The sequence below is a fragment of the Sphingobium sp. TomTYG65 genome (genome assembly GCF_055395525.1).
This window is the reverse complement of the sequence record NZ_AP027330.1, coordinates 1680059-1705883: the sequence shown is the minus strand read 5'-3', so window position 1 is coordinate 1705883 and position 25825 is coordinate 1680059. Positions and strand designations below refer to the sequence as shown.

Below are 25825 nucleotides of genomic sequence, written 5' to 3'. Positions count from 1 at the left end.
CTGTTCGCCCATTCCCGTAAAGCCGTCTCGCCGCCCCCTGGCGGCGCGACATGCTTTTGAACTTACGCTGTCGCCTTGTCCTTGCGGGCGGGGATCAGGCTCTTGAGATCGCCGATCTTGCCCAGCAGGGAGTCGCCCTTCTTTTTCTTCGCCGCTTTGCCTTCGCCGTCGGCGTCACGCTCGTCGGCTGCGCCAACCACCGCATCGAGCAAGGATGCGCAGGCCGTCCCGACCTTGCTGCCCTTGGCCGTCTCCGCCAGCGTCTTGCCGAGCTTGGCCGACTGAGCCGCGATGCGCAGGTCGAACGGGATAAGGATATCGACCTTGCGCTCGATAGAAGTTTCGAAGTCCTTGCGGCTGATTTCCGGGACGCCCGCATGCACGCGGTTGGCGACCACCAACACGCGCGATTGTGGCGCATTGCTCTTCAGCCAGGAAAGAATGCGGATCGAATCGCGCGCAGCCGCCAGCGTCAGTTCGGTGACGACAACCGCCACATTGACGTCGCTCATCAGGTGCGGATGCTGGATCAGCATATGGCGCGGCAGGTCGATCACGCTGCACTCGAACGCGGCGCGGAATTCCTCCAGCAACTGATAGAAAGCGCCGCCATCCGTCAGCATCGGCTGGCTGATCGGCGCTTCGGCCGACAAGATGGCCAGCGTGTCGCTCGCACGCACCATGGCGCGTTCGATGAAGAGGCCGTCGATGCGGCTGGGATTATCGATCGCGTCGGTAAGCCCGCGGCCGGGTTCAAGGTCCATCGCCAGCGCGTTGGTGCCGAAATGAACGTCCAGGTCGAGCAGGGCGGTAGGCCGCTTCTGCTTTTCCGACAGCAGCCAGCCCAGCGACGTCGCAATGCTGGATGCGCCCACGCCACCGCGCGTGCCGATGACTGCCGCAGTCATGTGCGGACGTTCAGGAGCAGCGTCGCGCGGCGCGAAAAACACCGCCTGCGCCTGTGCCAGAGCGTCGCGCAACTGATCGGCGCCAAAGGGCTTTAGCAAATAGTCCTGAATGCCGCTCGCGAGCAGATCGCGATATAGGCGCACGTCATTGACCTGCCCCGCCGCGATCACCACCGTACCTGGTTCGCAGACTTCCGCCAGGCTGTTGATATCGTTCAACGGATCGCCGCTTTCCGACATGTCGATGAACAGGATCTGCGGTGATGCGCTGACCGACAGGCTCTGTACGGCGTTGCGCATGCCGCCCTTGTTCACCTTTTCAGGGGCCCAGCCCATTTCGGCCGCAACCATCGCCAGCATGTCGTGGCTATGGTCGTCGCAAACAAAGGCGTGGAACGGATCGCGCTGTCCAGACATGGCAGGTTTCCAGGGTGCGTTCATGATCAGCGGCCTCCCGACAGCGATTTGAGATCTCCCGATCCGGTCGGCGCCTTTTCGCGATAGGTCGAAATCGCCCGGTTCGATGTTGCGGTGCGCAGATCGCTTTCGTTGGTCTGGCCACGGACCAAGTCATTGGGATTGGCGACCATGGCGGCCAAGCTGCCATTGACGCCGCAGCCGAAATTGGACCCGCTGCCCAGGCTAAGACCGGTTTCGGACTTGTTAGACCAGTCAGGGCAGCCGGGAACGCTCGCAGTGGCGCGGCGCACGACCAGACGGACGCTGCCAGCGGGAGCCGCGCCTGCGGCGGCCGAACTGTCCTCGCCCACCAGCATGCCGTGGCGGGCGACGACATCGGCGATGCCTTCGTTCAGGGTTGGGTTGGAATAGCCATCGGCTACGATAGCTACCTGATCACCATAGCCAAGGCCGATGGATGCGAACCAATCGTCCAGGCGGCGAGCTTCGGCGGCCGGCAAGCCGCCATCTGAACCCGCTTGCACATCATAAATGAAGGCTGTGTGACTGACCACCGGCTGGTGGACCGAATCCACGCTGCGGTTGGGCTTGGCCTCAGCTGCCAGCGGCAGCGCCAGCAAGGCGACCAGGCCGACGCGGACGATATTCTTTGCGGATATGGAAGTCATGATTGTCGTCCTTCCGATCAGAAGCTGAAGCCGGGCGCGGCGGCCTTGGCCGAACGCTTGCCCTCATCACGGGACGCGAGCGGCGGGAGTGGTGCGGACGCTTGCGGGCCGGGGGTGGGGGCAGGGCCAGTGGGCTCGCGGCGCGGCATCGGCGCACGGGCGCCGCTCACCCCGTCATTACCCTGCTGCAACAGCAGGCCTTGGCCCACATTGGCGTTCCGGAAGCCGTCTGTGGGCAGGCGAGCCTCCGAAGCGTTCATCGGCTTCACCAGATAGGGGGTGACCAGAATGACCAGTTCGGTTTCATGCCGCTGGAAGCGACGCGACTTGAACAAGCTGCCCAGGATCGGAATCTCGCCGAAGCCCGGTGTCTTGCTGATCGAATTTGCGGTGTCGTTGTTGAGCAGGCCCGCGATCATGAAGGCCTGACCCGAACCCAGTTCGACCGTAGTCTCAGCCGTGCGGCTCTTGAGCGCGGGGACGGTCGTGTTCACCGAAAAGTCCAGGCTCGATACAGTCGGACGCACGCGAAGCGAGATGCGGCCATCGGCCAGCACGGTCGGCGTGAAGGCAAGCTGCACGCCATATTGCTTGAACTCGATGCTGTTGCCCTGCGTGCCGTTGCTAACGGTGTAGGGATATTCGCCACCCGCCAGGAAGCTCGCCGTTTCGCCCGACAGCGCGGTTAGATTGGGCTGCGCAAGGGCTGTCGCAAGGCCGCTCGATTCGGCAAGGTCCAGCGCGCCTGCAACGTCCATGCCCAGCAGGTTAGCAACGAAGCCCAGTGAAGTGCTGCCGTCGCTCGGCTGGTTGAAAGTGTATGTCGTACCTGTCGCGCTGGTGGAACGCGTTACGAAGTTGCGATCGGCGCGGCCGATGCTGTCGATCACGCGGCCGGGGCCGTTCGCAAGCGCCGAAATATTCACCCCGATCTGATGACCGAGGTCGCGGCTCACTTCCGCGATCTTCACCTGCAGGTTGACCTGCAGCGGCGTGGCGGTGCGCAGGCGGCTGACCACCGTCACCTCCTTGCCGACGAACGCCTGGGTCAGCCGCTCCGCTTCTGCGGCATCCTCGGGAGCCGCGACGGTGCCGGTCAGCAGGACCATGCCGTTCATCTTGTTGACCGCGATGTCAGCCCCCGGCATCGCCAGCTTCAGCATGTCGTCGATGCTGGTCAGGTTGTTGCCGACCCGCACTGTGCCGGAAAACAGCACCTTGCCGTTGGTCGCGGTGACGAAGACGGTCGTTTCGCCCGCCGCCTTGGCGATCAGGTAAAGCTGGTTCTGGGCGCGGACATGAACATCGACCACATTGGGGTCGCCGATCACGACGTCCGACATCTTGGCGTTGAGGTTGATGACCTTGCTGCCGCCGACCGACATCAGGATCGCATTGTCCTGCATGGACGCGGGCGCTGCATTGAGGGCGGTCGTCGGCGCGGCCGCCATGGCGGCCGCCAGGCCCAGTGCGATGGCGGGGCCGATCAGCGGTTTGACTACCGCCTTACCCGCCTGAAGGTTGAGACGCTTCATCTTATTTCCCCCCGACCGGAACGACGGTCACATTGGTGCCGCGCGCGACGCGGATCACGGGTCCGCTGCCCACGCCGATCGCTGCCGGAGCGCCCCCAGCGGGTACGGCGGCGGCAGAGGCGGTCTGCAGCGGCTTGGCGGGGACGGAGCTGCGCTGGTAGCGAGACACGTCGGCGCCGGTGGAATAGGTGCTGCCCTTGTCGATCGGGCGAGCGGCGAGCTTGGCGATGATCTTCTTTTCCGCGTTCGGATTGGTCGCATCCGCCATATCGACATCGGAACCCGCGATGGCGGCATCGAGGTCGGAGGTGTTGTCAGCGATCGATCGCAGCGTCAGCGACAGCGATCCGATGGTCTGCGCCACCGCAATCTTCTCCGCGATCTTGGGCGTCACTTCGATGGTCACGTTGGAATAGGTCTGCACGACTGGCTTTCCGTCCGCGCCCAGCGCGTCCATGCGCTGATCGGTGGCGAGGACGCGCAGGTTGCGCAGGATGGTCTCGGAAACTTTGAGCGGTTCACCGTCACCGCCGCCCGAAACGCTCTGCGTCAGCATAAGATCGACGCGATCGCCGGGAAAGACGAAGCCCGCGACCGAATTCTGCGCCGATACCGGCACGGTGACGGCGCGCATGCCCGGCCCGAGAGCTGCGGCGAGGAAACCGCGCTCACCCGGCTTGATGACCGAACCGACCGTCATGGGCTGACCGGCCGAAATGGCGGTACGCACAACGCTTCCCACCAGCTTGGCGGGATCGGCCTGGCCCTGAATATAATAGGCCTGCTCGACCAGATCCTTGGGCCAGGGCTGAAAGCGGAAGCTTTCCGCGTCCAGGATGGTGCCAACAGGCAGCGCCTTGGTCGCGACCAGAACATGGGGCTGGTCTGCTTCCACGGGCATGGATGAGGCACTGGCTTGCGGCGCGCCTGACGAACTCAGCATGTTGCGCGCGAGAAGGGCTGTTGTGATCGCTATGATTAGCGCTCCCGCCAGCAGCACGATTTTCTTGCCGTCCATGATGAAATTCGTCTCCCTCAATCAGGCGAGTTGCGCCCGAGCCCCGAATTTTACGCAAAATGGTTAAGATATCGTTCGCCAATCAACCACAGCGCGGCGACGGATATTGCGATACCGTAAGGAATCTGGGGTTGGCCCAGCGTTCTGGTCATGCGGTGGTGCACCACTGTGACGATGGTCACCACGCCGCCGATGAGCGCCATCACCATCAACATCGACAGCATGGCGGCCCAGGGGAACCACAGCGCCAGTGCGCCCAACAGCTTCACGTCGCCGCCGCCCATGCAGCCCATGGCGAAGAGCGTGGCAAACAGCGCGAACACCGCCAGCGCGACGCCCACCTGCAGCACCATGCCCGGCCACACCGGCAAGCCGCTGGCCATCCACCAGAGCGGCGCGAGCGCAGCGATGGCAAGGTTCAGCCGGTTGGAGATGATGCGCGATCGCAAATCCGTCACGGATGCGGTGATCAGCAGCAGGCCAAGGGCGCACAGCAGCGCCAGTCTGAAATATTCCCCCATCATGGATCTAAACCCTAGACCCGATGGCTTACCAAACCGTAACCATGCGCCCCATGGATTCGCCCGTCTCCGTTCTCCCGGCCTTTGACCGCCGCGCCTGGCCGATGAACGGGCGGCTGGACTACTGGTCCGCGCCTAACGGCTGGCCCCTGCGCCGCTACCATTTGGGCGACGGAGAGCGCGGCCGATTGCTCATGCTGGGCGGTCGCGGCGACATGATCGAGAAATATCTGGAGGTCATCGATCATTGGGCGGGCCGCGGCTGGGCCGTCACCGCCTTCGACTGGCGGGGGCAGGGGGGATCGGGCAGGCTGACCGGCGATCCGCTTTGCGGCCACATTGATGACTTCGCGCAATGGATCGCGGACCTGAACGCGTTCGTGTCCGACTGGCGCAGCCATGGACCCGGGCCTTGCGTGATCGTCGCACACAGCATGGGCGGGCACTTACTGCTGCGCGCACTCGCCGAAGGGATGCCGCCGCCCCACGCCGCCGTCGCCATCGCGCCGATGATGGACGTCCACACCTCTCCCCTGCCACGCTGGCTGGCGGTCGCTATAGCGCGCTCCATGTGCGCCCTCGGCCTGGAAAGCCGCCAGGCGTGGACGCAAAAGGAGGACTCCGGCCGTCAGCGGGCAATGCGTCAGAAGCGGCTGACGCATGATCCGGAACGCTATGCCGACGAACTCTGGTGGCGCGATCATAGCAGGGATGTGGCCTTAGGTGCGCCAAGCTGGCGCTGGGTGGCGCAGGCGCTGCAATCGACGCGCGAATTGGAGCATGGCGGCGGCTTGGAGCGGATCGCCGTTCCGTTGCTGGTCTTGGCGACCGAGGCTGACCGGCTGGTTTCCACCCCCGCCATCCGCCGCATCGCCGCGCGCATTCCCGGTGCGCGGCTGCATGTTTATGGGGCGGAAGCGGCGCATGAGATATTGCGTGAGCTGGACCCAGTCCGGCTTGATGCCCTGCGGCGGATCGATGATTTTCTGGATGAAGCAGCACCGTCATGAGCTACTTCGACATCGTGATCATCGGCGGCGGCATTGCCGGCGCAAGCCTTGGCGCGGAACTGGTGGGCGAAGCCTCTGTGCTGATCCTGGAGCGGGAGGATAGCGCTGGCTATCACGCCACCGGCCGGTCCGTCGCTTTTTGGGAAGAAACCTATGGCGGCCGCTTGGTTCAGCCGCTGACGAGCGCGTCGGGGCCCTTGCTCAGATCGCCGGACCCTGACTTTTCTCCGCGATCCTTTCTGTCTCCTCGCGGCACCTTGCACATCGGGCGTGCCGGTGACGAGCCCGCACGCGACCGGTTGATGAAGGAGTTCGCAGGCCGGGTCGAACTGCGCCCCGTTGAACCCGCTGGGTTGGTGCGGGGGCTGCGCCCGCAATGGACTGTCGGGCTACTGGAGCCCGCCGTATGCGATATCGACGTGGCGGCGCTGCACCAGGCTTACCTCCGCCAATTCCGCGCAAGGGGCGGGACGTTGCAGCTGGGCGTCTCCCTTGCAAGCGCCAGTGGCGGCTCCGCAGGATGGCGGCTCCAGACCAGTGGAGGCGCAATCGACTGCGGTGTGCTGGTGAATGCGGCCGGTGCATGGGCCGACGATGTCGCGCAGCGCAGCGGCGTAGCCCCCATCGGCATAACGCCCCTGCTGCGCAACGTGGTGCAGCTGCGCGTGCCCGATATGCCCTCCGCTGATCTGCCCTTGATCATGGATCTGTCTTCGCGCTTCTATTTCAAGCCGGAGGGGCCAGGGCGTGTGTGGCTGACCCCGCATGACGAGGAACCGTCAGCCCCCTGCGATGCTGCGCCTGAAGAATTGGCGGTCGCGGAGGCGATTGCCCGTTTTCAGGAAGTGGTGGATTGGCCGATCGAAGCTGTTGAGCGCAAATGGGCAGGCTTGCGCAGCTTCGCAGCCGATCGCGCGCCCGTCTTCGGCTTCGATCCCGCTGCTCCCGGCTTCTTCTGGTTCGCTGGGCAGGGCGGATTCGGCATCCAGACCGCACCAGCGGCGGCGCTGCTGGGTGCGAGTTTGCTGACGGGGAACGCAAGGCATGATGCTGTCGCCGCGATAGAGCCTGTGATCTATTCGCCAGCTCGCTTCCGCTAAGCTTGGCTGGCGCGTCTCGGCGTCGCAAGCGGAACGAACCGCCACGCCTCACGTTAGTTCGTTGGCCGCCCAGCGCCTAGATGTGCAACAATAAAGAAGCGGCCAATCCTTGAATAGGAGGATGCCGTCATGAGAAAGTCGATACTATCAGGTTCAGCCCTGATTTTATCCGGGCTGTTTATGGCTAGCAGCGGCACAAGCTTTGCTCAGAACAGTGAGGAAATAACCGTCATCGGCAAAGCGCCCGACAGCGTACGATCTCTCTCGCAACCTGTCAGCTATGCCGATCTCGACCTGAGCACCAAGGCTGGAAGGGATGAGCTTCGCCATCGTTTGGCTCTCACGGCCCGTTTCCTGTGCGATAAGCTAGGCGAAACGGACAGCGGCTCGGCGGTCGTGCCTTCATGCCGCGACGCCGCGCTGAAGGATGCGATGGCGCGTGCCGGGACGGTGGAGGAAGGCTTCGCGCCACGCGGTACGACCTGGGTCGCTGGCAATCCGTGGCAACCGCCTTATCCGGCTGACTGGCAGCAACGCTATCCTTGAGCCGGTCGGGTCTAGGGGAGCGCCGCCAAACGCTCCCTACGACCGGAAGCTTTCGGCCGCCGCACAGGCGAGTTGGTCAGCACGTTCGTTTTCGGGATGACCTGCATGACCTTTCACCCACTGCCAGGTCACTTGATGCCGTGCGGCTGCTGCAAGTAGCGTCTGCCATATCTCAGCATTTTTTACCGGCTTTCTGTCGGCGGTCTTCCAGCCATTTTTCTGCCAGCCGAATACCCATTTGGTGATGCCGTCCATGACATATTTGCTGTCGGTATAGAGCGTCACCTGGCACGGGCGCTTCAACGCGTTCAGCGCTTCCACTGCTGCCATCATCTCCATGCGGTTATTGGTGGTCATCGCCTCGCCGCCGGAAATCTCCTTCTCCTTGTCGCCAAAGCGCAGCACCGCTCCCCAGCCGCCAGGGCCTGGATTGCCCTTGCACGCGCCATCGGTGAAGATTTCAACTTGCGGAAGGTCGGTCATCCCCGCCTCGGCTCGTGTCGAGCGAGGCCGAGAAAGGGATGTGCTCGAACCGGACGGAACAGGAAATGGGTCTTCACGCGGCCAGCAGCTCCGCTCCGGCGCCTGCATAAAAATCCAACCGCCGCAGATAGGCGAGGGGGTCTTTACGCGTCACCAGCGCATCGGGCGGCGTGTTGATCCAGTCATAGGCGCGCGTCAGCAGGAACCGCAGCGCTGCGCCCCGGCACAGCGTCGGAAAGGCCGCCCGTTCTGCGTCGGACAGGCCGTGCGCTGCCTCATAACCCGCCAGGAGCGCGTCCGAACGCTCCGAGAAAAACTCTTCCCCGTCGTTGCTGAAGCACCAGGCGCTGTGCGTCACGGCAAGGTCGTAAGCGCGAATGTCGGTGCAGCTGAAATAAAAGTCGATGAGCCCGGTCACCTCATCACCCAGCATCAGCACATTGTCGGGAAACAGGTCTGCGTGAATCACCGAATGCGGCAAGTCAGCCGGCCAATGTGCATCAAGGAAAGCCAGTTCCTCGGCGACTCGCTTCCCCAACCCCGGCGTGATCTCGTCGAAATGCTCCCCGCACTTCGCCGCCAGGTCATGCCATCCGGCAAGGTCCAGCGCATTGCGCCGCTCGCTCGTGAAGCCTTCAGCCGCGCGGTGCAACTGCCCCAACGCAGCCCCGGCTGCCCGCGCTTGAGCCGCCGTCGGCTCGGTCAAAGATATGCCGGTCAGAAATTCGATCAGGCAGGCAGGCCGTCCGCCAAGCTGCTGAAGCCGTTTGCCCTCCCGGTCGGGGATGAAGCGGGGCACCAGACAGCCGCGCGCGCCCAAATGATCGAGCAGATCCATGAAGAAGGGCAGGTCCGCCTCATTCACCCGCTTCTCATACAGCGTCAGGATGTAGCGGTGCCCATTGCCGTCAGCGCCGGTGGTTTCCAGCAGGTAATTGCTGTTTTCCACCCCTTCGGCGATGCCCTTAGCCGAAACGAGCCGTCCCGCATCATAGCGGCTGAGGAAGGCGTCGATCTCCTCGGCCGGAACATGAGTATAGACCGCCATTCCTTACGCAGCCTCCAGCCCGCGGGGCAGTTTGAAGGCGATGCTTTCGCGCGCCGTTTCCACCTGGTCCTCTGTCACTTCGAAGCGTGTCGCTAGCCGATCGACCACTTCGCGCACCAGCACTTCGGGAGCGGATGCACCCGCCGTCAGGCCCAATGTGCGGACATTCGCCAGCCAGCTGAAGTCGATCTCGTCGGCCCGCTGGATCAGGCGCGCGGAAGTGCCTTCACGCTCGGCGACTTCGACCAGGCGCAGCGAATTGGAGCTGTTCGGCGCACCGATCACATAGACGGCATCGCAATGGGCCGCGATCGCCTTGACGGCGCTCTGCCGGTTCGAGGTCGCGTAGCAGATATCCTCGCCCTTCGGCGCGTGGATCGAAGGAAAACGGCGCTGTAATGTCTCCACGATCGCGGCGGTGTCATCGACCGACAGTGTCGTCTGGGTCAGAAAGGCGAGATTGTCCGGATCGGTGGGCGTGAAAGTCTCCGCATCTTCCACCGTTTCGATTAGCGTCATATGACCTGCATCGACTTGGCCGAAGGTGCCGATCACCTCTGGATGGCCCTTATGTCCGATGAACAGGATGTGGCGTCCTGCCTCTACCTGCCGCTCTGCCTGACGGTGAACCTTGCTGACAAGCGGACAGGTCGCGTCGAGATAATCCAGTCCGCGCTCCTCCGCCTTGGCCGGCACCGCTTTGGGCACGCCATGGGCGGAAAAGACGACCGGGACGCCATCGGGCACCTGATCCAGTTCCTCGACAAAAATCGCGCCCTTCGCCTTCAGGCTATCGACCACATATTTGTTATGGACGATTTCGTGCCGGACATAGACGGGCGCGCCATATTTCTCGATCGCCTTCTCGACGATGATGATGGCGCGATCGACACCGGCGCAAAAGCCGCGCGGCGCGGCGATCAGCAGCTTCAAGGGAGGACGAACGGTCATGCCTGCCGCTTAGGCCAATGTCGCGCCGGAAGGAAGGGGTGAGGGACGGACGCGCGTTCCTTTAGGTTGCGTGAGCGGCGGGGTGCGGATAAGAAGCCCCAGCCTGTTCCCAAGGGATTGCCTCGTGACCTTTTCTCGACTTGCGCTGACTGGAATGCTCGCCCTTGCCCTTGCAGGCTGTTCGCGCCGGGGGGAAATCGATCCCACAGGCGGCATTGTCGCCGTCCGCTCGGCCTGTCCCGTCGCGGCGATCCCGGCTTATACGGGCGATATCACCCTCTTCAATTCGGCGGGCAGCACCGATGCGCGCGCGATCGATGTGGTCGCGAACATCAGCAATCTGCGTTCGACCTGCTCGGAAGGCGCGCAATTCTATAGCGAGGCGACTTTCACTGTGAACGCCCGCCGCAGCGACGCCACCGCCGCACGGCAGGTGACGCTACCCTTCTTCTCCGCTGTGGTGCGTGGCGGCAACGCCGTGGTCGCGAAGCGTGTGGGTCAGGTCGTGCTGGACTTCCCCGCAGGTCAGTATCGCGCTACCGCGACCGCCAAGGCCGGATCCTATGTCGATAAGGCCGCAGCGACGCTGCCCGCGGACATTCAGGCGAAGATCACGCAGAAGCGCAAGGCGGGCGATGCCGACGCGGCTATCGATCCCTTCGCCCAGCCCGATGTCCGGGCGGCGCTTCAACGAACCAGTTTCGAGCTGCTCGTGGGGTTCAATCTGACCCAGGATCAGCTCCGATATAACGCGACCCGCTAAGCGCAGCCCCATTCTCCGTTCGGGCTGAGACAAGTCGAAGCCCACGCGCGTCCTTCGACAGGCTCAGGACGAACGGACTTTGCAAGAAAGTCCGTCCCCTTGTCCCTCTACATACGCTTCACCGCTCATCTGAACGCCGTACTTGACGCGCTCGAGGCTGACGGCACGCTGCCCGCAGGTCTCAACCGCAAGCCTGTCACGGTAGAGCCGCCCCGCGACGCGAGCCATGGCGACCTTGCGACCAACGCCGCCATGGTCCTGGCCAAGCCTGCAGGCACCAACCCGCGCGCCTTGGCTGAAAAGATCGTCGCCGGCCTCGAAAAGCTTGAAGAGGTGGAAAGCGCCGCCATCGCCGGGCCCGGCTTCATCAACCTGAAGCTCACCGACGCCACCTGGCGTGCTGAACTCGCCGCCATTCATGCCGAGGCGGCGGATTATGGCCGCTCCACCGCGGGCGAGGGCGTCACGGTCAATATCGAATATGTCTCCGCCAACCCTACCGGCCCCATGCATATGGGCCATTGCCGGGGCGCTGTCGTAGGCGATGCACTCGCAACCCTGCTCGAATATATCGGGCATAAGGTCATTCGCGAATATTATATCAACGACGCAGGCGGGCAGGTCGATGTCCTCGCCCGCTCCGCCCATGTCCGTTACCGCGAAGCGCTGGGCGAAAATGTCGGCGAAATCCCGGAGGGGCTCTATCCGGGCGACTATCTGGTTCCCGTCGGCCAGGCGCTCGCCGCCGAATATGGCGACAAGTTCGTGGCCGCGCCGGAAAGCGACTGGCTGGTCCTCTTCCGCACCAAGGCCGTGGCCGCGATGATGGAGATGATCCGCAGCGACCTCGCTCTGCTCGGCATCCACCACGACATCTTCGCCTCCGAAGCTGAACTTCAGGCCGCCGGTAAACCCGAGGCTGCCGAACAGTGGCTGCGCGATCACGACCTCGTCTATGACGGCGTCCTCGAAGCGCCCAAGGGTGAAACGCCCGAAGATTGGGAGCCGGTCGAACTGCCGCTGTTCCGCTCGACCAAATTCGGCGACGATCAGGACCGCCCGATCAAGAAATCCAACGGCAGCTGGACCTATTTCGGCGCTGACATGGCCTATCATTTTCAAAAGGCCCAGACCGCCGACCAGCTGATCGACATCTGGGGCGCCGACCATGCCGGAACCGTCAAGCGCATCCAGGCCGCTGTTGCCGCGCTGACGGAGGGTAAGGCGCGCTTCGACGTCAAGCTCATCCAGATGGTCCGCCTGCTCCGCGATGGTGAGCCGGTGAAAATGTCCAAGCGCGCGGGCAATTTCGTGACACTCGCCGATGTGGTGCGCGAAGTCGGCAAGGATGTCGTCCGCTTCACCATGCTGACGCGCAAGGCCGACGCCCAGATGGACTTCGATTTTGCCAAGGTGGTGGAGGCGTCGAAGGACAATCCTGTCTTCTACGTCCAATACGCCCATGCCCGCATTTCATCGCTCGGGCGCCGGGCGGAAGAGGCTGGAATCGCACTTCCTGCCCCGGATCTGTCCCGCCTTGGGACTGCAGAACTTAACCTTGTTAAGTTGGCGGCACAGTTTCCGCGGGTGGTGGAAGGCGCCGCTTCAGCCCGCGAACCTCACAGGATAGCGTTTTATCTCAATGACTTGGCTTCGGAATTCCACAGCTGGTGGAATTTGGGCAACGACAATCCGCGCGCTCGCGTCATCCTGATGGATGATTTTGAGACAACATCCGCACGCCTTTTCTTAAGCCGCGGAATCGGGCAGATCATCCGTAACGGCCTTGCCCTCATGGGCGTGGCCGCGTTGACGGAAATGCAATAGCCAGGCGGAGGCAGGGTAAATGGGCGACTTTGCGAGGGGGCGGCTCGATCTCGACGACGAGGAGCGTCTGCCTTGGCTCGAGCCCGGTATCGAGGATGAAGAGGAGGAGGGGCTTTCCCCCGTCCGCCTGCTCGGCTTCATCCTTTGCGCTCTCGTCCTGCTCGGCGGCGTGGTGGCCGGTGTCTGGCTGCTCAAGAATCGCTCAGCCGACGGCGGTGAAGGCAAGCTGATTGCTGCGCCAGCGGGTGATTACAAGGTCCCGGCCAACGAGGCGGACGCCAAGAAGTTCGAAGGCGAAGGCGACGCCAGTTTCGCGGCCAGCGAAGGCGTGGCCCGCGACGGCCGCATCGACCCCAGCCGTGTGCCCGAAGCGCCCGTCACGCCGACCGCTCCCGCCAAGCTGCGTCAGGCTTCGCCCGGCAAGCCCTCGCAAAGCGTGACGGCACGCGTTGCAGACGAAACCAACGTACGCCCCGCCGCCAGCCAGCCCGCCAGGAAAGGCGGCGCAGTGATCCAGCTTGGCGCCTATGGAAGCCAGTCCGGCGCGCGCGATGCGTGGACGCGCCTGTCGAAACGCTTCGCCTATCTCGCGCCGCTGACCATGTCGGTCGAACCGACCGAAGTAGGCGGCAGCACCCTCTACCGTCTCCGCGCCACCGCGGGCGCTCAGGCAAATACCCTCTGCGGCAGGCTAAAGGTCGCGGGCGAGAGCTGCCTGGTGGTGAACTAACAAACCGGCTCCCTCTCCCCTAAATGGGAGAGGGGATAGCTTATCTTCGCCCCAAACAACCCCTTCGACAGCGCGCGCCTTCGCCGCTACCATCGTCATCCATGAAACCGGTAATCTTCGGCCTCTCCGGCGAAACCCTCACTGCTGACGAACGCGCCTTCTTTGCCGATGCGCAGCCAGCGGGCTATATTCTTTTCCGCCGCAACATCGTCGATCCCACGCAACTGCGCGCGATTACCGATGATTTGCGCGCGCTGCATGGCCGCGACGACCTGCTCATCATGATCGATCAGGAAGGAGGGCGCGTCGCCCGCATGCAGGCGCCCGTCTGGCCCAGCTTCCCGCCCGGTGCGGTGTTCGACCGCCTGTACGACCTTGCTCCCTCCAGCGCGATCGCCGCAGCGCGCACCAACGCGCGCGCTATTGCCGTCACTCTTGCCGAAGCGGGTATCACCGTCGATGCACTGCCCCTGCTCGATGTCCGGCAGGAGGGCGCCAGCGACATCATGGGCGACCGCACTCTTGGCGCTGAACCCATGCGCGTCGCAGCGCTTGGCCGTGCGGTAATCGAAGGACTGGCCGAAGGTGGCGTGGTAGGCATCGTCAAGCATATGCCCGGCCACGGCCGCGCCATGGTGGACAGTCATCATGAACTGCCGATTGTGACGGCGGACGAAGAAGCGCTGACGACCGACCTCGCCCCGTTCCAGGCGCTGAAGGACGCCCCTATCGGCATGACCGCTCATGTCGTCTATACGGCCTGGGACCCGGATCTTCCGGCAAGCCTCTCCGCCTCGGTCATCGACACGATCATCCGCAAACGCATCGGCTTTGACGGCCTGCTCATGTCCGACGATCTGGATATGAAGGCGCTGAAGGGCAGCATCCCCGAACTCGCCGCCGGCGTGGTGGCGGCCGGATGCGACCTTGCGCTCAATTGCTGGGGGCGGATGGACGATATGGTTGGGATCGCCAATCTCCTTCCAGAAATAAGCCCGCAATCGAAGGCTCGCCTCGATCACGCCATGACCGGCGCCAGCTTGGTCAAGGAAAGTCCCCCGCTTGACCAACTCCTCGCCACCCGTGACACCTTGCTCGCGCTGGTGCCCGCGTGATGATGCGTCTGCCGTGCTCCTGCGCAGGCAGGAGCCCAAATCAGGCGGCGCAGCTAGGCTCCTGCCTGCGCAGGAGCACATCGATAATCGGGGCCGGGCTGCGGCTATGAACGACCTCTTCACCCCGCCGCCCGCACCGCGTCCGGATATGCTCACCGTCAGCTTCGAAAGCTGGGAAGGGCCGCTCGACCTGCTGCTCGCACTTGCCCGCAGTCAGAAGGTCGATCTCCGCGAAATCTCCATTCTCGCGCTCGTCGAACAATATCTCGCCTATATCGAAGGCGCGCGGAAGCTGAAGCTGGAACTGGCCGCGGACTATCTGGTGATGGCCGCCTGGCTCGCTTATCTCAAATCCTCGCTGCTGTTGCCCAAGCAGGCCCAGCCCGATCCGAGCCCCGAAGAACTGGCGCTCCGCCTGCAATTGCGGCTCCAGCGGCTGCACGCAATGCGGGAGGCGGGCGCCCGGCTGATGGCGCGCGACCGTATTGGCCGCGACGTGTTCATGCGCCCGCGTCCCGAAGGACTACGCCTCGTTCGCAAGGCGAATTGGGCCGCCAGCCTTTACGACCTGATCCAATCCTATGGGCAGGTCCGCGCGCGCACACAGCCCGCCGTCCATATGGTCGCGGTTCGGCCGGTCATGACGCTGGATGAAGCGATCCAGCGGGTCGGGGCGCTGGTCGGTGCGGCGATTGACTGGACGACGCTTGAATCCTTCCTGCCTGACGGACAGGATGGGCCGATGGCGCGATCGGCGCTCGCCAGCAGCTTTGTCGCGGCACTGGAACTGGCGCGGCAGGGGCGGCTGGAAATACAGCAGGAAGGCATTTTCGAGCCGATCTACCTGCGCGCGGCTCTGCCGGATCAGAGCGGGGGACGCCTTTTGTGATGCAAGAGCCCGATGACTTCATCCGCGCGGTGGAAGCTGCGCTGTTCGTAGCCGAAACGCCGCTCAGTCCCGCTGAACTGCGGCTGCACGTGGGGGAGGCTGGGGATCTGCCTGCCGCACTTGCTGCGTTGTCGGACCATTATGCCGGGCGAGGCATCAATCTGGTCGAGAGGGGTGGGCGCTGGCATTTTCAGACGGCTGCCGACCTTGCTCATATCCTGCGGCGGGAGAAGGACGAGACCCGCAAGCTCTCCCGCGCAGCGATGGAAACGCTCGCGATCATCGCCTATCATGAACCCGTCAGTCGTGCCGAGGTGGAGGCTATTCGCGGCGTTCAGGTGGCGAAAGGGACGCTCGATGTGCTGATGGAGGCGGGCTGGGTCCGCCCCGCTGGGCGGCGCGAAGTCCCGGGGCGGCCGCTCATCTATGCGACCACGCACGAATTTCTGTCACATTTCGGCCTTAGCAGCCGCCGGGATCTGCCGGGAATGGATGATCTGCGCGCTGCCGGATTGCTCGATCCGGTCGATTTGGCGCTGGAGGGGTTGGGCGCCCAATCCGTTCTGGAAAATGACGACGAAGAAGCCTAGATAGGGCTACGTTTCAGGAGAAAGTTAAAATGGGTTCCTTTTCGCTGATGCACTGGGTCATCGTTCTCCTGGTGGTCATGCTGCTGTTCGGCGGCGGCCGGATTTCCGGGCTGATGGGTGACGTCGCCAAGGGCATCAAGAGCTTCAAGAAGGGCATGGCCGACGATGATGACGACATCGCCCCTGCCAAGCCCGCGACACGGATCGAAGGGCATCGGGTGCCCGAACAGGACGCACCGAGCGCGACCGAAGAAAAGACCAAGGCCTGATTTTCTTTTCACGCCCAAACGGTAGGCGCGCATGTTCGATATCGGTTCGTCCGAACTTCTGCTGATCGTGATCGTCGCGGTGGTCGTGATCGGCCCAAAGGATTTGCCGCGCGCGCTTTACAAGGTAGGGCAGATCGTTGGGAAGGCGCGCGGCATGGCGCGCCATTTCCGCACCGGCATCGACGCCATGGTGCGGGAAGTCGAAATGGAAGAACTCGAAAAAAAGTGGGCCGACCAGAACCGGCGGATCATGCAGGAGCATCCGGCTGACGCGCCTGCCGCTCCTGCGATGGAGCCGCTGTCCGCGCCGGCTGCCGACGCGTCGCCGCCCTTTGTCGCCCAATCGGCGCCTGCCTCCACACCTGCGCCCGCGCCTGCCGCAGATGGTCCGCCTTATATCGCAGCGCAACCGGCTACGGGTAAGGGCGACACTCCCGCATGAAGGACATCGACGACACCAAAGCGCCGCTGCTCGACCATCTGATCGAACTGCGGGGCCGGCTCCTGAAATGCGTGTATGCGCTGTTCATCACAGGGGCCATCTGCTTCTATTTCTCGGACAAGCTGTTCGCTTTTCTCGTCCATCCCCTTAAGGAAGCCTTTGGCGACGGCGGCGGGCGGCTTGTCTATACAAAGCTCTACGAAGCCTTCTTCGTGCAGGTGAAAGTCGCGATTTTCGGCGCTTTTTGCCTCTCTTTCCCGATTATCGCGAACCAACTCTGGGCCTTCATCGCACCCGGCCTTTATGCCAAGGAAAAGAAGGCGTTGCTGCCATTTCTGGTCATGACGCCGGTACTGTTCCTGATGGGTGCCAGCCTCGCTTATTATGTCGTGATGCCGACAGCATTCCATTTTTTCCTTCAATTTCAAGGGAATAGCGGAGGCATACAAGTCGAAGCCCTGCCAAGCACCGACGCCTACCTCACTTTAGTCATGCAGTTCATTCTTGCATTTGGCATCAGCTTCCTGATGCCGGTGCTGTTGATGCTGCTGAACCGGGCAGGCTTCGTCACCCGCACCCAGTTGATCGGCCTCCGCCGCTACATGATCGTCGGCGCGTTCGTCCTGGCGGCCGTTCTCACTCCACCCGACGTCGTCTCGCAGCTCATGCTCGCCGTTCCCCTCCTGCTGCTCTACGAAATCACCATCATGGCGATCTGGTTCACCGACCGCAAACAGGCCCGCGCCGCTTCTGAAACAACCGACCTGTCGACCTGACAAAAAGGCCCGCCGAAGCGGGCCTGTAAGGGTGGGAGCCTTCACGGCGCTTATTGCGCGGCGTTTTCCACAGCCTGGCCAGCGCTCTGCACGTCTTTGCCCGCGCCTTCCACTGTATTGCATGCGGCTACCATCAGCGAACCCGTAAGCAGCAGGGCGGCAAGGATCTTCCTCGTCATGATCATCTCCTAGAAAAACTAAAGCCGGACGGCCGCGCTATCCGGCGGCTGAGGAGGAGAACCCACGGCCAGGAATTACGTTCCGCAGCCGGAAATATCTCTAATATCAGGAGGATTCCCCAAAAATTCTGAGCCCGGAACGCGTCGGGGGGGGGGAGATGCGTTCCGGGCTCATATTTTTTTGGATAGCAAGAGCGGGGGGCAAAAGATTTGCTATCCGGTATGCAGAACCCCTCATCCGGCCATTTGGTTCCGCCGTTCTGCTAGACCGCCCATTTTTTTATTGTCCTATGAAATCAGCCACTTGGTTTTGAACGATCGTTCTTCACGATAAAAATGGCTGCTCAAATCAGCGGGCGCCCGCTGTTGCGATACTCCGGACGAATGGTCGAAGGGGGCAGATCATCTTTTACGTCCGGTGAGCTCGGCATAGGTAGGCTTCTGACTTCCACCGGCTTCACTGGAACCTCTGCTATATGCGTTGAGGGTGGCCAGCTCCGAAGGGCAGGCCCCGATTGCCATTCGCGACCCGGATAGGGCACCCGAAATGCGGCCTCAGTGCCATGGAAACCGGCACTGCGATAAAAGATGTGCGCGCCGATCACTGCGACCGGTCGCTTCGATGCTGCCCAGCCCGGTCTTACCGCCAGCGTGTGGTAGAAGGTCGCGAGTCCGACCGGCGCATATACGCGGCCCCCAAGGGCTTGCTCCGCAATGCGGCGGGCCCGCGTCCAGCTTTGCACATGGCTCCCCCGCGCCATGGACCCGTCGCAACTAAAGGTGAATTGGCACCGGGAATCAGTCCGTTCGGACCCTTCATAGACTACGCCGCACACGCTATGCGGCCAAAGAGGGCTGCGTACCCGGTTCAGCACTACCTGGGCGACCGCACGCTGCCCTTCCTCGGGCTCATTGCCCGCCTCATAGTAGATTGCCGAGGTCAGGCAGTTGACCGCGCGATAGCTGTCGAGCGGCGTCCGTCCCCGGAACACGGCCGCCGGCGCCGCCTCGACCGCATCCAATTTTAAGACATGGTCGCTTCCGCCTGCATATTTCGGAAAGGCTGGAAACATCCCGTCTGCAAAGAAATAGGCGGAGCCCGGGAAATTCTCGCCCGGCCTCTCCGCGACATCGTTACTCTGAGCCGCGCCAGCCAGTAGGTCCAGCGGCGCGGCCGTGATCAGGCGCGGCACGGCAAGCGCTATCAGCGCGAAAGCGGCCCATGCCGCATGCCGCCCCTGCCTACCCTCCATATTCCAGTCCGTCAGCCTCATAAATCCTTACGGCAAATGCGCCGTCGTAATGCGTTAGCGCAAAAGCGTTGCCAGTTTCTTCCCGACGAGCCCGGCACGCTCGGGAGGCATTGCAACCGGCTCTTTGGGTGGATCAGCATTCCCTTGCTTGGCAAGCATACATCCGCTCCGCTATGCGGGAGCAATGCTAGTCCATAATGATAGCCTCGCCCTGATTGGCAACACGCCGCTGGTGCGCCTCGCCGGTCCCTCGGAAGAAACCGGCTGCGACATCTACGGAAAATGCGAGTTCGCCAATCCTGGCGCTTCGGTGAAGGATCGCGCTGCGCTGTTCATCGTCAATGATGCCGAGGAAAAGGGGCTGCTGAACCCCGGCGGCACGATTGTGGAAGGAACGGCGGGGAATACCGGTATCGGGCTTGCACTGGTCGCAAATGCCAAGGGTTACAAGACGATCATTGTCATGCCCGAGACGCAAAGCCGCGAAAAGATGGACACTTTGCGCGCTCTGGGTGCGGAACTTGTCACCGTGCCCGCAGCGGCCTATTCAAATCCCGGCCATTTTGTCCACACCTCCCGCCGCATTGCGGAAGAGACGGAGAATGCCATCTGGGCGAACCAGTTCGACAATATAGCGAACCGTAAGGCGCATATTGTCGGCACCGCAGAGGAAATCTGGACCCAGTTGGACGGGCAGATTGACGGCTTTACCTGCGCAGCTGGAACCGGAGGAACGATTGCGGGCGTAGGGCTGGGTCTGAAGGCGCATGATGAAAATATCACCATTGCGCTGACCGATCCCTACGGCGCCGCGCTCTACAATTATTATGCGCATGGCGAGTTGAAGGCTGAAGGTTCCTCCGTCGCCGAAGGCATAGGGCAGGGGCGTATCACGGCCAATCTGGAGGGCGCGCCGATCGATACGCAGTTCCGTATCTCTGACGAGGAGGGGCTGCATTGGGTCAAGCGATTGCTGGCCGAAGAGGGGCTCTGCCTGGGCCTGTCGTCGGGCATCAATGTAGCTGGCGCTGTGGCGCTTGCACGGGAACTTGGACCAGGCAAGCGGATTGTCACGATCCTGTGCGACACTGGATTCCGTTATCTTTCGACGCTGTATAATCGCGAGTGGCTCGAGTCGAAGGGCTTGACGGTCTTCCCCTGGCTCGCGCACAATCGCTGATCGCCGACACGGGTCGCGGCGACGATAAAAAGAGCGCGTCAATGGCTGAACATCCTCGCCGGCAGGAAGGGTTGCAGCGTGTCCAGATCGGCCTCACCGGGCTGGCGGGCGTGGTGCTCCTTGTTGGCCTCGCAAATATCGTGATTGATAAGGCGCGGATCGATGATCCGGCGGTTCCGCCGCCCACCGTGCCCACTCTCGATCTTAATGCCGTCGCGCCGAAGGAGCCGTTGGCGGAGCTTGGCGTGCAGCCTGCACCGGAGCAGCAGCCGATCGTACCCGACCTGCAACCTGATCCCAATCTAAGCAAGCCGATGGATCGCGATCCGCAATCTGCCGGGCGCTGACCTGCGAATAGCGCGCACTTCATGACAGTGCTGCGCACCTTTGCGATACTTTGCGCTGGGCCGTTGGTCATACTGCTCGGCGGACTTCCTGCGCCGTTGCGAACTGGCCAAGTCGATCTACGCGCCTGGGCTTGGCCGGCGTTGATCCTTATCCTCGTCGCAGCGGCTCTGCGGACCAGGCGCAGCGTTCTTCACGCCGTCTGGGCCGGCTTGGGAAGCGGGGGTATAGTGCTTCTCTTCGCTTGGCTCGCAACTGGGCACGCGCCTGATCCCTTCGCTCTTGTTTGGTTAAGTCTGGCCCTACTGCTCGCTGCCGGGGCGGGCATATTCATAATGCGGCAGCGTTGGGTCGGTCTCGGCCTTGCCGGCTTGGCGATATTTTCCTGCTGGCTCGCTGCTGATCCCCCCGTCAAGCCCGCAAAGGAGCGGCCTGCACTAGCGGTGATCAGCGCCCTGCCTCTTTTCTGGCGCGAAGGTGAGGGCGGTGTTCAGGCGCGGCAGGACGCTCCGATAATCCGGATATTGCATCAGCGATTCGATGTTAGGCCCGCCGATAGCCCCTTGTCCCCCACCATGCAGGACGCGGGAGCGTTATTGCTGGCGCAGCCCCGCCATATGTCGCGTGCTGAGCTGTCCGCCCTAAACGATTGGGTGCGCCGTGGCGGCACCATGCTGTTGCTCGCCGATCCTTTGCTGCGTTGGCCATCGTCCCTGCCATTGGGCGACCGCCGCCGGGCACCACCGGTCAGCATGCTAGCGCCGCTGCTGGCGCATTGGGGCGTCGAACTGCTGCCTCCTTCCTCTGTTGGAGAAGAGCGGCAGATGCTTGCTGACGGCCGCCTGCTCACGACTATGGCGGCGTCCTCCTTCGAATTGCGCGATGGTTCGAACTGCCGGGCGGAGCAGGACGCGCTGGTCGCCCACTGCGCAATCGGCCGCGGCCATGCCGTACTCGTCGCGGATGCCGATCTGATAGATGACCGGCTCTGGCTGGCGGATCAGGCGACGCCGCTTAGCCCACGGGCTTGGAGTGCTGACACACCTGCTTTCGTGGTTCAGCAGCTGGGTGGCGGCGCCATAGCCGCCGCCAGGCACTGGTTAATATCGTCCACCGATCTGATTAGCGCCCTTCGCTGGGCGATCACCACCGGGATTTTATGGGCGATAGTGGGAACCATGCTCATGCCGCGATCGAATGGCTGGCTTGCACATCTGTCATCGGCTCGCCACAGGTTCGCGGGAGCGCCGAGAGCAGATTAAATCCAGAACAAAACAGGATTTCCCAAAATCTCCCGACTTTTCCCTTTTCTTGGGGCTCGCCGCTTGGTATCTAAAAGCCATAGGGGTTTGTCAGGCTTTGTTAGTCCTGTGCGCCGGCCGCAATGACGCGGTTTGGCGGATGGCGGCCTGCACCCCTGCGAATAAAGGGGCAGCAGTCCGAACGTGTCGGAAATCATTCTCTTTACGGGCAACGCGTTCAGCGTCGCGGACGGCAAAGGCCGTTTCGTGCTGCCCTTGGAGATGCGCCGGCAGGTCAAGCTGTCCAGCGGCGGCGAAACCCGGCTTTACCTCTCCGTCCATGGCGACAACCCCTGCGCCACCGGCTTTGGAGAATCGCACCGCCGCTTCCTGTTCACCGAGGTTGAAGAGCTCTCCCGCGAGGCGCGCGCGGCCGGCCGCGACTATAATGCCGACCTGGAACTGGAACGGCGTCTAGGTACCATCGAGGAGGTGAATTTCGATGACGGCGGGCGCTTCGCCATGCACCCGGACATCAAGGATGAATATGGCATCACGGATGCCGTCTTCTTCTATGGCGTGGGTCGATACATCCAGATCTGGAAGCCGGAAACGCTGGTCGATAGCAAGGATCGGCCGGAACTGATCCGGAACAAGGTCCGCCGCTGGCTGGATCAGCGCGCTGCCGGAGGGGTCAAGTGATCGCCGTCCCCGACCCGGATCGCCATATCCCGGTTCTGCTCAATGAGGTGCTCGACGCCCTCGCCATCAACCCCGGCGAGATCCATGTCGATGGCACCTTCGGCGCGGGCGGCTATTCGGCTGCGATGGCGGGCAAAGGGGCAAAGGTCTTTGCCTTCGATCGCGACCCGGATGCGATTCGGGAGGGGCAGGCGCTGGCCGATGGCAAAACCATTACCCTGATCGCTGGTGAATTCTCTCACATGCAGGAACTGCTGCGCGAACGGGGCGTGACTTCCGTGTCGGGCGTGACGCTCGATATCGGCGTGTCTTCGATGCAGCTCGATCGGCCGGAGCGGGGATTTTCTTTCCAATCGGATGGTCCTCTCACCATGACGATGAGCCAGAGCGGAATGAGCGCCGCCGATTTCCTGAACAATGCCCCTGAACAGGAAATTGCGGACGTCCTCTATCGTTATGGTGAAGAGCCGCGCTCGCGCCGGGTTGCCCGCGCGATCGTTGATGCTCGTCCTTTGGAGCGAACCGGCCAGTTGGCCAGTGTGGTGCGCCGGGCGCTGGGCCATAAACCGCACGACAAGAAAGACCCTGCGACGCGGACCTTCCAGGCAGTACGCATCCATGTGAATCGCGAACTGGAAGAGCTGGAACGGGGGCTCGAGGCCGCGGAAGCGATCTTGGAAGAAGGTGGCCGGCTCGCCATCGTCACCTTCCACAGCCTGGAAGATCGCATCGTCAAACAGTTCCTGCGCAAACGTAGCGGCGGGGAGGGGGCTGGATCGCGCCACCTGCCGGAGCGGCAAGCTGGCGCTGCGCCAACCTTTCACAAGCCAGCAAAGGCGGTCCGTCCCAGTGAGGCGGAACTCTCCCGCAACCCGCGCGCCCGTTCTGCCACGCTGCGCAGCGCGGTCCGCACGGCGGCTCCCGTTCCCAGTTCCTCCCGGAGTGCGCGTCCATGATCGCGGTCAAGAGATTGCAGAGCCTGATCTGGATCCTGCTCGTGGCGCTGGGGGCGCTTGGCGCTTATCTCGTGTCGCTTAAGGTCGCCACTGAGCGTAACGAACTGATGAAGGTGCAGGCGCAGATCGCGCGGGCACGGGCCGACATCCGCTATCTGGAAACCGAATTCAGCGCTCGCGCCAGCATGCGGCAGCTTGAGCGGTGGAACCAGGAAGACTTCATGTATGCGACGCCCACGGCCCAGCAATATCTGGGCGGCGAGCGTGCACTGGCGAATTTGGATGGCATTCAGCCCAATGGTCCCGATTATGTCGCGCCGCCCGTGATGGTAGCCATGGTCGAAACTCCTGCCGATCTGCCTTCCGCTGCTCAGCCCGCTCCGGCGAGTCCTGCAGCGACTCAGATCCAGAGCGATATTGCTGTCATCCGCGAGGCGCATGCCGCAGACAATGTTGACGCGGTCACCAAGCCGGCGCCCCGCAGTGCTGCGGAAAAGGCGAAGGATGATGCCGACATATCGAAGCCCAACCCTGTCGCCCGCCGTGCTGAGCGGATGGCGATGCTGGATGCGAAGCTGCTCGATGACAGCACTATGGGCGATATAAGCAGCAAGGCCGCTCGCGAGCGCAAGAAGGGGACACGCTGATGGCGACGATCATCGTTCAGCCCGGCGGCCCGAGGGCGAGCAAGCAGCGCGTTGACCTAACGGCGATCGCACATAATCGCCTGATGCTGCTGCTGATTCTGTTCATGGCGATAACGGCGGTGGTGATCCTGCGGCTGACATGGGTGGGTATTTTCGCCCATGGCGCGGAAGGCGGAGACGGCGTGTCGGGCCTCATTCCTGCGCGCGCTGACATAGTCGATCGCAACGGCGTGCCGCTGGCGCGCACCATGGACGCCTATTCCATCGCCGTGCGTCCCTCCAAGCTGATCGGCGAGCCTGCCGAACTTGCTCGCAAGCTGCACGAGATTTTCCCCGATGAGCCTGAAGCGGCCTTCTACAAGAAGCTGACTGGCAAGGGCTGGGCCTATCTCCGCCGCCGCGCACTGCCCGAGGAAGTCGCGGCGGTGAATGCGTTGGGCGAGATTGGGATCGAGTTTCCGCGAGAAAAGGAGCGCCTCTATCCTCAGCGGAGCCTTGCGGCGCATGTCTTGGGCTTTGCGCCCAATGCGGAAGGGACCGGCGGCATGGGCGTCGAGGCGGCATTCAATGACCGCCTGACCGATCCGGCGCTGCGGGGCCAGCCCTTCGCCATTTCCATCGATAGCCGGGTGCAGGGTGCGCTCGAAAGCGAACTGTATGCGCAGATGGTGTCTCAAAACGCCAAGGGCGCGGGCGGCATCATTATGGACGCCAATACCGGCGAGGTGATCGCCATGGCCTCGATCCCTGTCTTCGATCCCAACAAGCTGCAAAATTATGCCGGCAAGACATGTAGCGAATCGCCGCTGTGCAATCACATTGTGCAGGCGCGCTACGAACTGGGCTCGACCTTCAAGCCGCTCTCTATCGCTGAGGCGATGGATCGCGGCGTGGTGACCTCCATGGCCAAGCGCTATGACGCGACGGCGCCGCTTGCCGTCGCAGGCTTCCGCATCAAGGATGATCACGCGCTGGGTCGCTGGGTCAACGTGCCGGAAATTCTCGTGCATAGCTCCAACATCGGCACAGCGCGCATTGCTGACGAAATGGGCGCCGCGCCGATGCAGCAGTTGTTCCGCAACCTGCAATTCGATCAGCGTGCGCCGATCGAACTGAAGGAGCGCGCCAAAAGCCTTTGGCCGTACAATTGGGGGCGCATCACGACCATGACCGTTTCCTATGGCCATGGCATCGCCGTGACGCCGCTCCACCTAGCCGCCGCTTATGCCGCGCTGGTCAATGGCGGGATCTGGCGTCCGGCCACATTGCGCAAGCTGCACGCCAATGAAGTGCCCGAGGGCCACCGCGTCTTTTCCGCCGCTACGAGCGCGCGGATGCGGCAGTTGTTGCGGATGATCGTTGCGGCGGGTACAGGTCGCAGCGCCGATGCCAAGGGATTCCGGGTAGGCGGCAAGACGGGTTCCGCAGAGAAGCCTGAAGAAGGCCGGTATAACAAGAGTTCACTGGTGACGACTTTCGCGTCCGCATTTCCTATGGATAATCCCCGTTACGTCGTGCTGGCGATGATGGACGAGCCCAAGGGCAACGCCCAGACGTTCGGCCTGCGCACGGCCGCCTGGACAGCTGCTCCGGTGGTCAAGCGTGTTGTTGAACGCACAGGGCCGATGTTGGGGGTGCTGCCCGACGAACGGCGCGACGTCGATATCTCCGACCTCATGCCTCTGCTTGGGCAGGACAAGGAGAAAGAGTGAG

Annotated in this window: 29 protein-coding genes; 19 read left to right on the top strand and 10 right to left on the bottom strand. The window is 62.9% G+C overall.

All coding sequences use genetic code 11. From position 1 onward, the window contains the following. Window positions 1-62 precede the first annotated feature (62 nt). Genes ACZ5Y5_RS08370 through ACZ5Y5_RS08350 form a run of 5 tightly spaced genes read right to left on the bottom strand, consistent with a single transcriptional unit; the run spans window position 63 to window position 5073 of the window. Window positions 63-1349 carry an AAA family ATPase gene (locus ACZ5Y5_RS08370; RefSeq protein WP_464808189.1) on the bottom strand — a complete coding sequence of 429 codons (1287 nt, stop codon included), beginning with the start codon at window positions 1347-1349 and terminating at the stop codon, window positions 63-65. A 2-nt stretch (window positions 1350-1351) separates the two neighbouring features. Beyond that, window positions 1352-1996 (bottom strand): CpaD family pilus assembly lipoprotein, encoded by a 645-nt coding sequence (locus tag ACZ5Y5_RS08365; RefSeq protein WP_464808188.1) that lies wholly within the window; start codon window positions 1994-1996, stop codon window positions 1352-1354. A 17-nt stretch (window positions 1997-2013) separates the two neighbouring features. Further along, window positions 2014-3531: a type II and III secretion system protein family protein gene (locus ACZ5Y5_RS08360; RefSeq protein WP_464808187.1), complete on the bottom strand. Its 1518-nt coding sequence runs from the start codon at window positions 3529-3531 to the stop codon at window positions 2014-2016. A 1-nt stretch (window position 3532) separates the two neighbouring features. After that, window positions 3533-4549: a Flp pilus assembly protein CpaB gene (cpaB, locus tag ACZ5Y5_RS08355; protein ID WP_464808186.1), complete on the bottom strand. Its 1017-nt coding sequence runs from the start codon at window positions 4547-4549 to the stop codon at window positions 3533-3535. Window positions 4550-4599: 50 nt separating this feature from the next. Further along, window positions 4600-5073, bottom strand: coding sequence for an A24 family peptidase (locus ACZ5Y5_RS08350; RefSeq protein ID WP_464808185.1), 474 nt, complete (start codon window positions 5071-5073; stop codon window positions 4600-4602). A 41-nt stretch (window positions 5074-5114) separates the two neighbouring features. Between ACZ5Y5_RS08350 and ACZ5Y5_RS08345 the strand changes: the two genes are divergently transcribed. From ACZ5Y5_RS08345 to ACZ5Y5_RS08335, 3 genes are all read left to right on the top strand, one after another. Further along, entirely contained in the window at window positions 5115-6080 is a 966-nt protein-coding gene (locus ACZ5Y5_RS08345) for an alpha/beta fold hydrolase (RefSeq protein ID WP_464810506.1), read from the top strand. After that, the gene (locus ACZ5Y5_RS08340) at window positions 6077-7180 is read left to right on the top strand and encodes an NAD(P)/FAD-dependent oxidoreductase (protein ID WP_464808184.1); all 1104 of its coding nucleotides are present in this window, start codon (window positions 6077-6079) and stop codon (window positions 7178-7180) included. Before ACZ5Y5_RS08345 ends, ACZ5Y5_RS08340 begins: the two co-directional genes overlap by 4 nt. Window positions 7181-7360: 180 nt before the next feature. After that, window positions 7361-7726, top strand: a complete 366-nt coding sequence (locus ACZ5Y5_RS08335; protein WP_464808183.1) for a UrcA family protein — start codon at window positions 7361-7363, stop codon at window positions 7724-7726. 36 nt (window positions 7727-7762) lie between these two features. On the opposite strand, the gene rnhA is transcribed toward ACZ5Y5_RS08335, so the two are convergent. From rnhA to ispH, 3 genes are all read right to left on the bottom strand, one after another. Beyond that, the gene (gene rnhA, locus ACZ5Y5_RS08330; RefSeq protein ID WP_464808182.1) at window positions 7763-8209 is read right to left on the bottom strand and encodes a ribonuclease HI; all 447 of its coding nucleotides are present in this window, start codon (window positions 8207-8209) and stop codon (window positions 7763-7765) included. A gap of 73 nt (window positions 8210-8282) precedes the next feature. After that, window positions 8283-9257 (bottom strand): homoserine kinase, encoded by a 975-nt coding sequence (gene thrB, locus ACZ5Y5_RS08325; RefSeq protein WP_464808181.1) that lies wholly within the window; start codon window positions 9255-9257, stop codon window positions 8283-8285. 3 nt (window positions 9258-9260) lie between these two features. Further along, window positions 9261-10208, bottom strand: coding sequence for a 4-hydroxy-3-methylbut-2-enyl diphosphate reductase (ispH, locus tag ACZ5Y5_RS08320; RefSeq protein WP_464808180.1), 948 nt, complete (start codon window positions 10206-10208; stop codon window positions 9261-9263). A gap of 154 nt (window positions 10209-10362) precedes the next feature. Between ispH and ACZ5Y5_RS08315 the strand changes: the two genes are divergently transcribed. From ACZ5Y5_RS08315 to tatC, 9 genes are all read left to right on the top strand, one after another. Next, window positions 10363-10971: a hypothetical protein gene (locus ACZ5Y5_RS08315; protein WP_464810505.1), complete on the top strand. Its 609-nt coding sequence runs from the start codon at window positions 10363-10365 to the stop codon at window positions 10969-10971. A gap of 99 nt (window positions 10972-11070) precedes the next feature. Further along, window positions 11071-12798 carry an arginine--tRNA ligase gene (gene argS, locus ACZ5Y5_RS08310; RefSeq protein WP_464808179.1) on the top strand — a complete coding sequence of 576 codons (1728 nt, stop codon included), beginning with the start codon at window positions 11071-11073 and terminating at the stop codon, window positions 12796-12798. A gap of 19 nt (window positions 12799-12817) precedes the next feature. Continuing rightward, a complete protein-coding gene (locus tag ACZ5Y5_RS08305; RefSeq protein WP_464808178.1) occupies window positions 12818-13528 on the top strand; it encodes an SPOR domain-containing protein in 711 nt (236 codons plus the stop codon). 101 nt (window positions 13529-13629) lie between these two features. Continuing rightward, the gene (gene nagZ, locus ACZ5Y5_RS08300) at window positions 13630-14643 is read left to right on the top strand and encodes a beta-N-acetylhexosaminidase (RefSeq protein ID WP_464808177.1); all 1014 of its coding nucleotides are present in this window, start codon (window positions 13630-13632) and stop codon (window positions 14641-14643) included. A 106-nt stretch (window positions 14644-14749) separates the two neighbouring features. Further along, window positions 14750-15532 (top strand): segregation and condensation protein A, encoded by a 783-nt coding sequence (locus ACZ5Y5_RS08295; protein WP_464808176.1) that lies wholly within the window; start codon window positions 14750-14752, stop codon window positions 15530-15532. Then, a complete protein-coding gene (gene scpB, locus ACZ5Y5_RS08290; RefSeq protein ID WP_464808175.1) occupies window positions 15529-16122 on the top strand; it encodes an SMC-Scp complex subunit ScpB in 594 nt (197 codons plus the stop codon). The genes ACZ5Y5_RS08295 and scpB overlap by 4 nt, the downstream gene beginning before the upstream one ends. Window positions 16123-16151: 29 nt before the next feature. Next, window positions 16152-16391, top strand: a complete 240-nt coding sequence (locus tag ACZ5Y5_RS08285; protein WP_464808174.1) for a twin-arginine translocase TatA/TatE family subunit — start codon at window positions 16152-16154, stop codon at window positions 16389-16391. Window positions 16392-16422: 31 nt separating this feature from the next. Next, window positions 16423-16833 (top strand): Sec-independent protein translocase protein TatB, encoded by a 411-nt coding sequence (tatB, locus tag ACZ5Y5_RS08280; RefSeq protein ID WP_464808173.1) that lies wholly within the window; start codon window positions 16423-16425, stop codon window positions 16831-16833. Further along, a complete protein-coding gene (gene tatC / locus ACZ5Y5_RS08275; RefSeq protein WP_464808172.1) occupies window positions 16830-17609 on the top strand; it encodes a twin-arginine translocase subunit TatC in 780 nt (259 codons plus the stop codon). The genes tatB and tatC overlap by 4 nt, the downstream gene beginning before the upstream one ends. A gap of 50 nt (window positions 17610-17659) precedes the next feature. Here tatC and ACZ5Y5_RS08270 read toward each other — a convergent pair whose 3' ends face one another. After that, the gene (locus ACZ5Y5_RS08270) at window positions 17660-17788 is read right to left on the bottom strand and encodes an entericidin A/B family lipoprotein (RefSeq protein WP_066527336.1); all 129 of its coding nucleotides are present in this window, start codon (window positions 17786-17788) and stop codon (window positions 17660-17662) included. 344 nt (window positions 17789-18132) lie between these two features. Beyond that, entirely contained in the window at window positions 18133-19062 is a 930-nt protein-coding gene (locus ACZ5Y5_RS08265; RefSeq protein WP_464808171.1) for a cell wall hydrolase, read from the bottom strand. A 163-nt stretch (window positions 19063-19225) separates the two neighbouring features. On the opposite strand from ACZ5Y5_RS08265, the gene ACZ5Y5_RS08260 reads away from it, so the two are divergent. From ACZ5Y5_RS08260 to ACZ5Y5_RS08230, 7 genes are all read left to right on the top strand, one after another. After that, on the top strand, window positions 19226-20221 hold the full coding sequence (locus ACZ5Y5_RS08260) for a cysteine synthase A (RefSeq protein WP_464808170.1): 996 nt from the start codon (window positions 19226-19228) through the stop codon (window positions 20219-20221). A gap of 41 nt (window positions 20222-20262) precedes the next feature. Continuing rightward, window positions 20263-20568, top strand: coding sequence for a hypothetical protein (locus ACZ5Y5_RS08255; protein ID WP_464808169.1), 306 nt, complete (start codon window positions 20263-20265; stop codon window positions 20566-20568). A 333-nt stretch (window positions 20569-20901) separates the two neighbouring features. Further along, window positions 20902-21828, top strand: coding sequence for a Gldg family protein (locus ACZ5Y5_RS08250; RefSeq protein WP_464808168.1), 927 nt, complete (start codon window positions 20902-20904; stop codon window positions 21826-21828). Window positions 21829-22011: 183 nt separating this feature from the next. After that, on the top strand, window positions 22012-22509 hold the full coding sequence (locus tag ACZ5Y5_RS08245; RefSeq protein ID WP_464808167.1) for a division/cell wall cluster transcriptional repressor MraZ: 498 nt from the start codon (window positions 22012-22014) through the stop codon (window positions 22507-22509). Continuing rightward, complete coding sequence (gene rsmH, locus ACZ5Y5_RS08240) at window positions 22509-23465, top strand: 16S rRNA (cytosine(1402)-N(4))-methyltransferase RsmH (RefSeq protein ID WP_464810504.1); 957 nt, start codon at window positions 22509-22511, stop codon at window positions 23463-23465. Before ACZ5Y5_RS08245 ends, rsmH begins: the two co-directional genes overlap by 1 nt. Beyond that, entirely contained in the window at window positions 23462-24112 is a 651-nt protein-coding gene (locus ACZ5Y5_RS08235) for a colicin transporter (RefSeq protein ID WP_464808166.1), read from the top strand. Before rsmH ends, ACZ5Y5_RS08235 begins: the two co-directional genes overlap by 4 nt. Next, a complete protein-coding gene (locus tag ACZ5Y5_RS08230; RefSeq protein WP_464808165.1) occupies window positions 24112-25824 on the top strand; it encodes a peptidoglycan D,D-transpeptidase FtsI family protein in 1713 nt (570 codons plus the stop codon). Before ACZ5Y5_RS08235 ends, ACZ5Y5_RS08230 begins: the two co-directional genes overlap by 1 nt. Window position 25825: the final 1 nt, after the last annotated feature.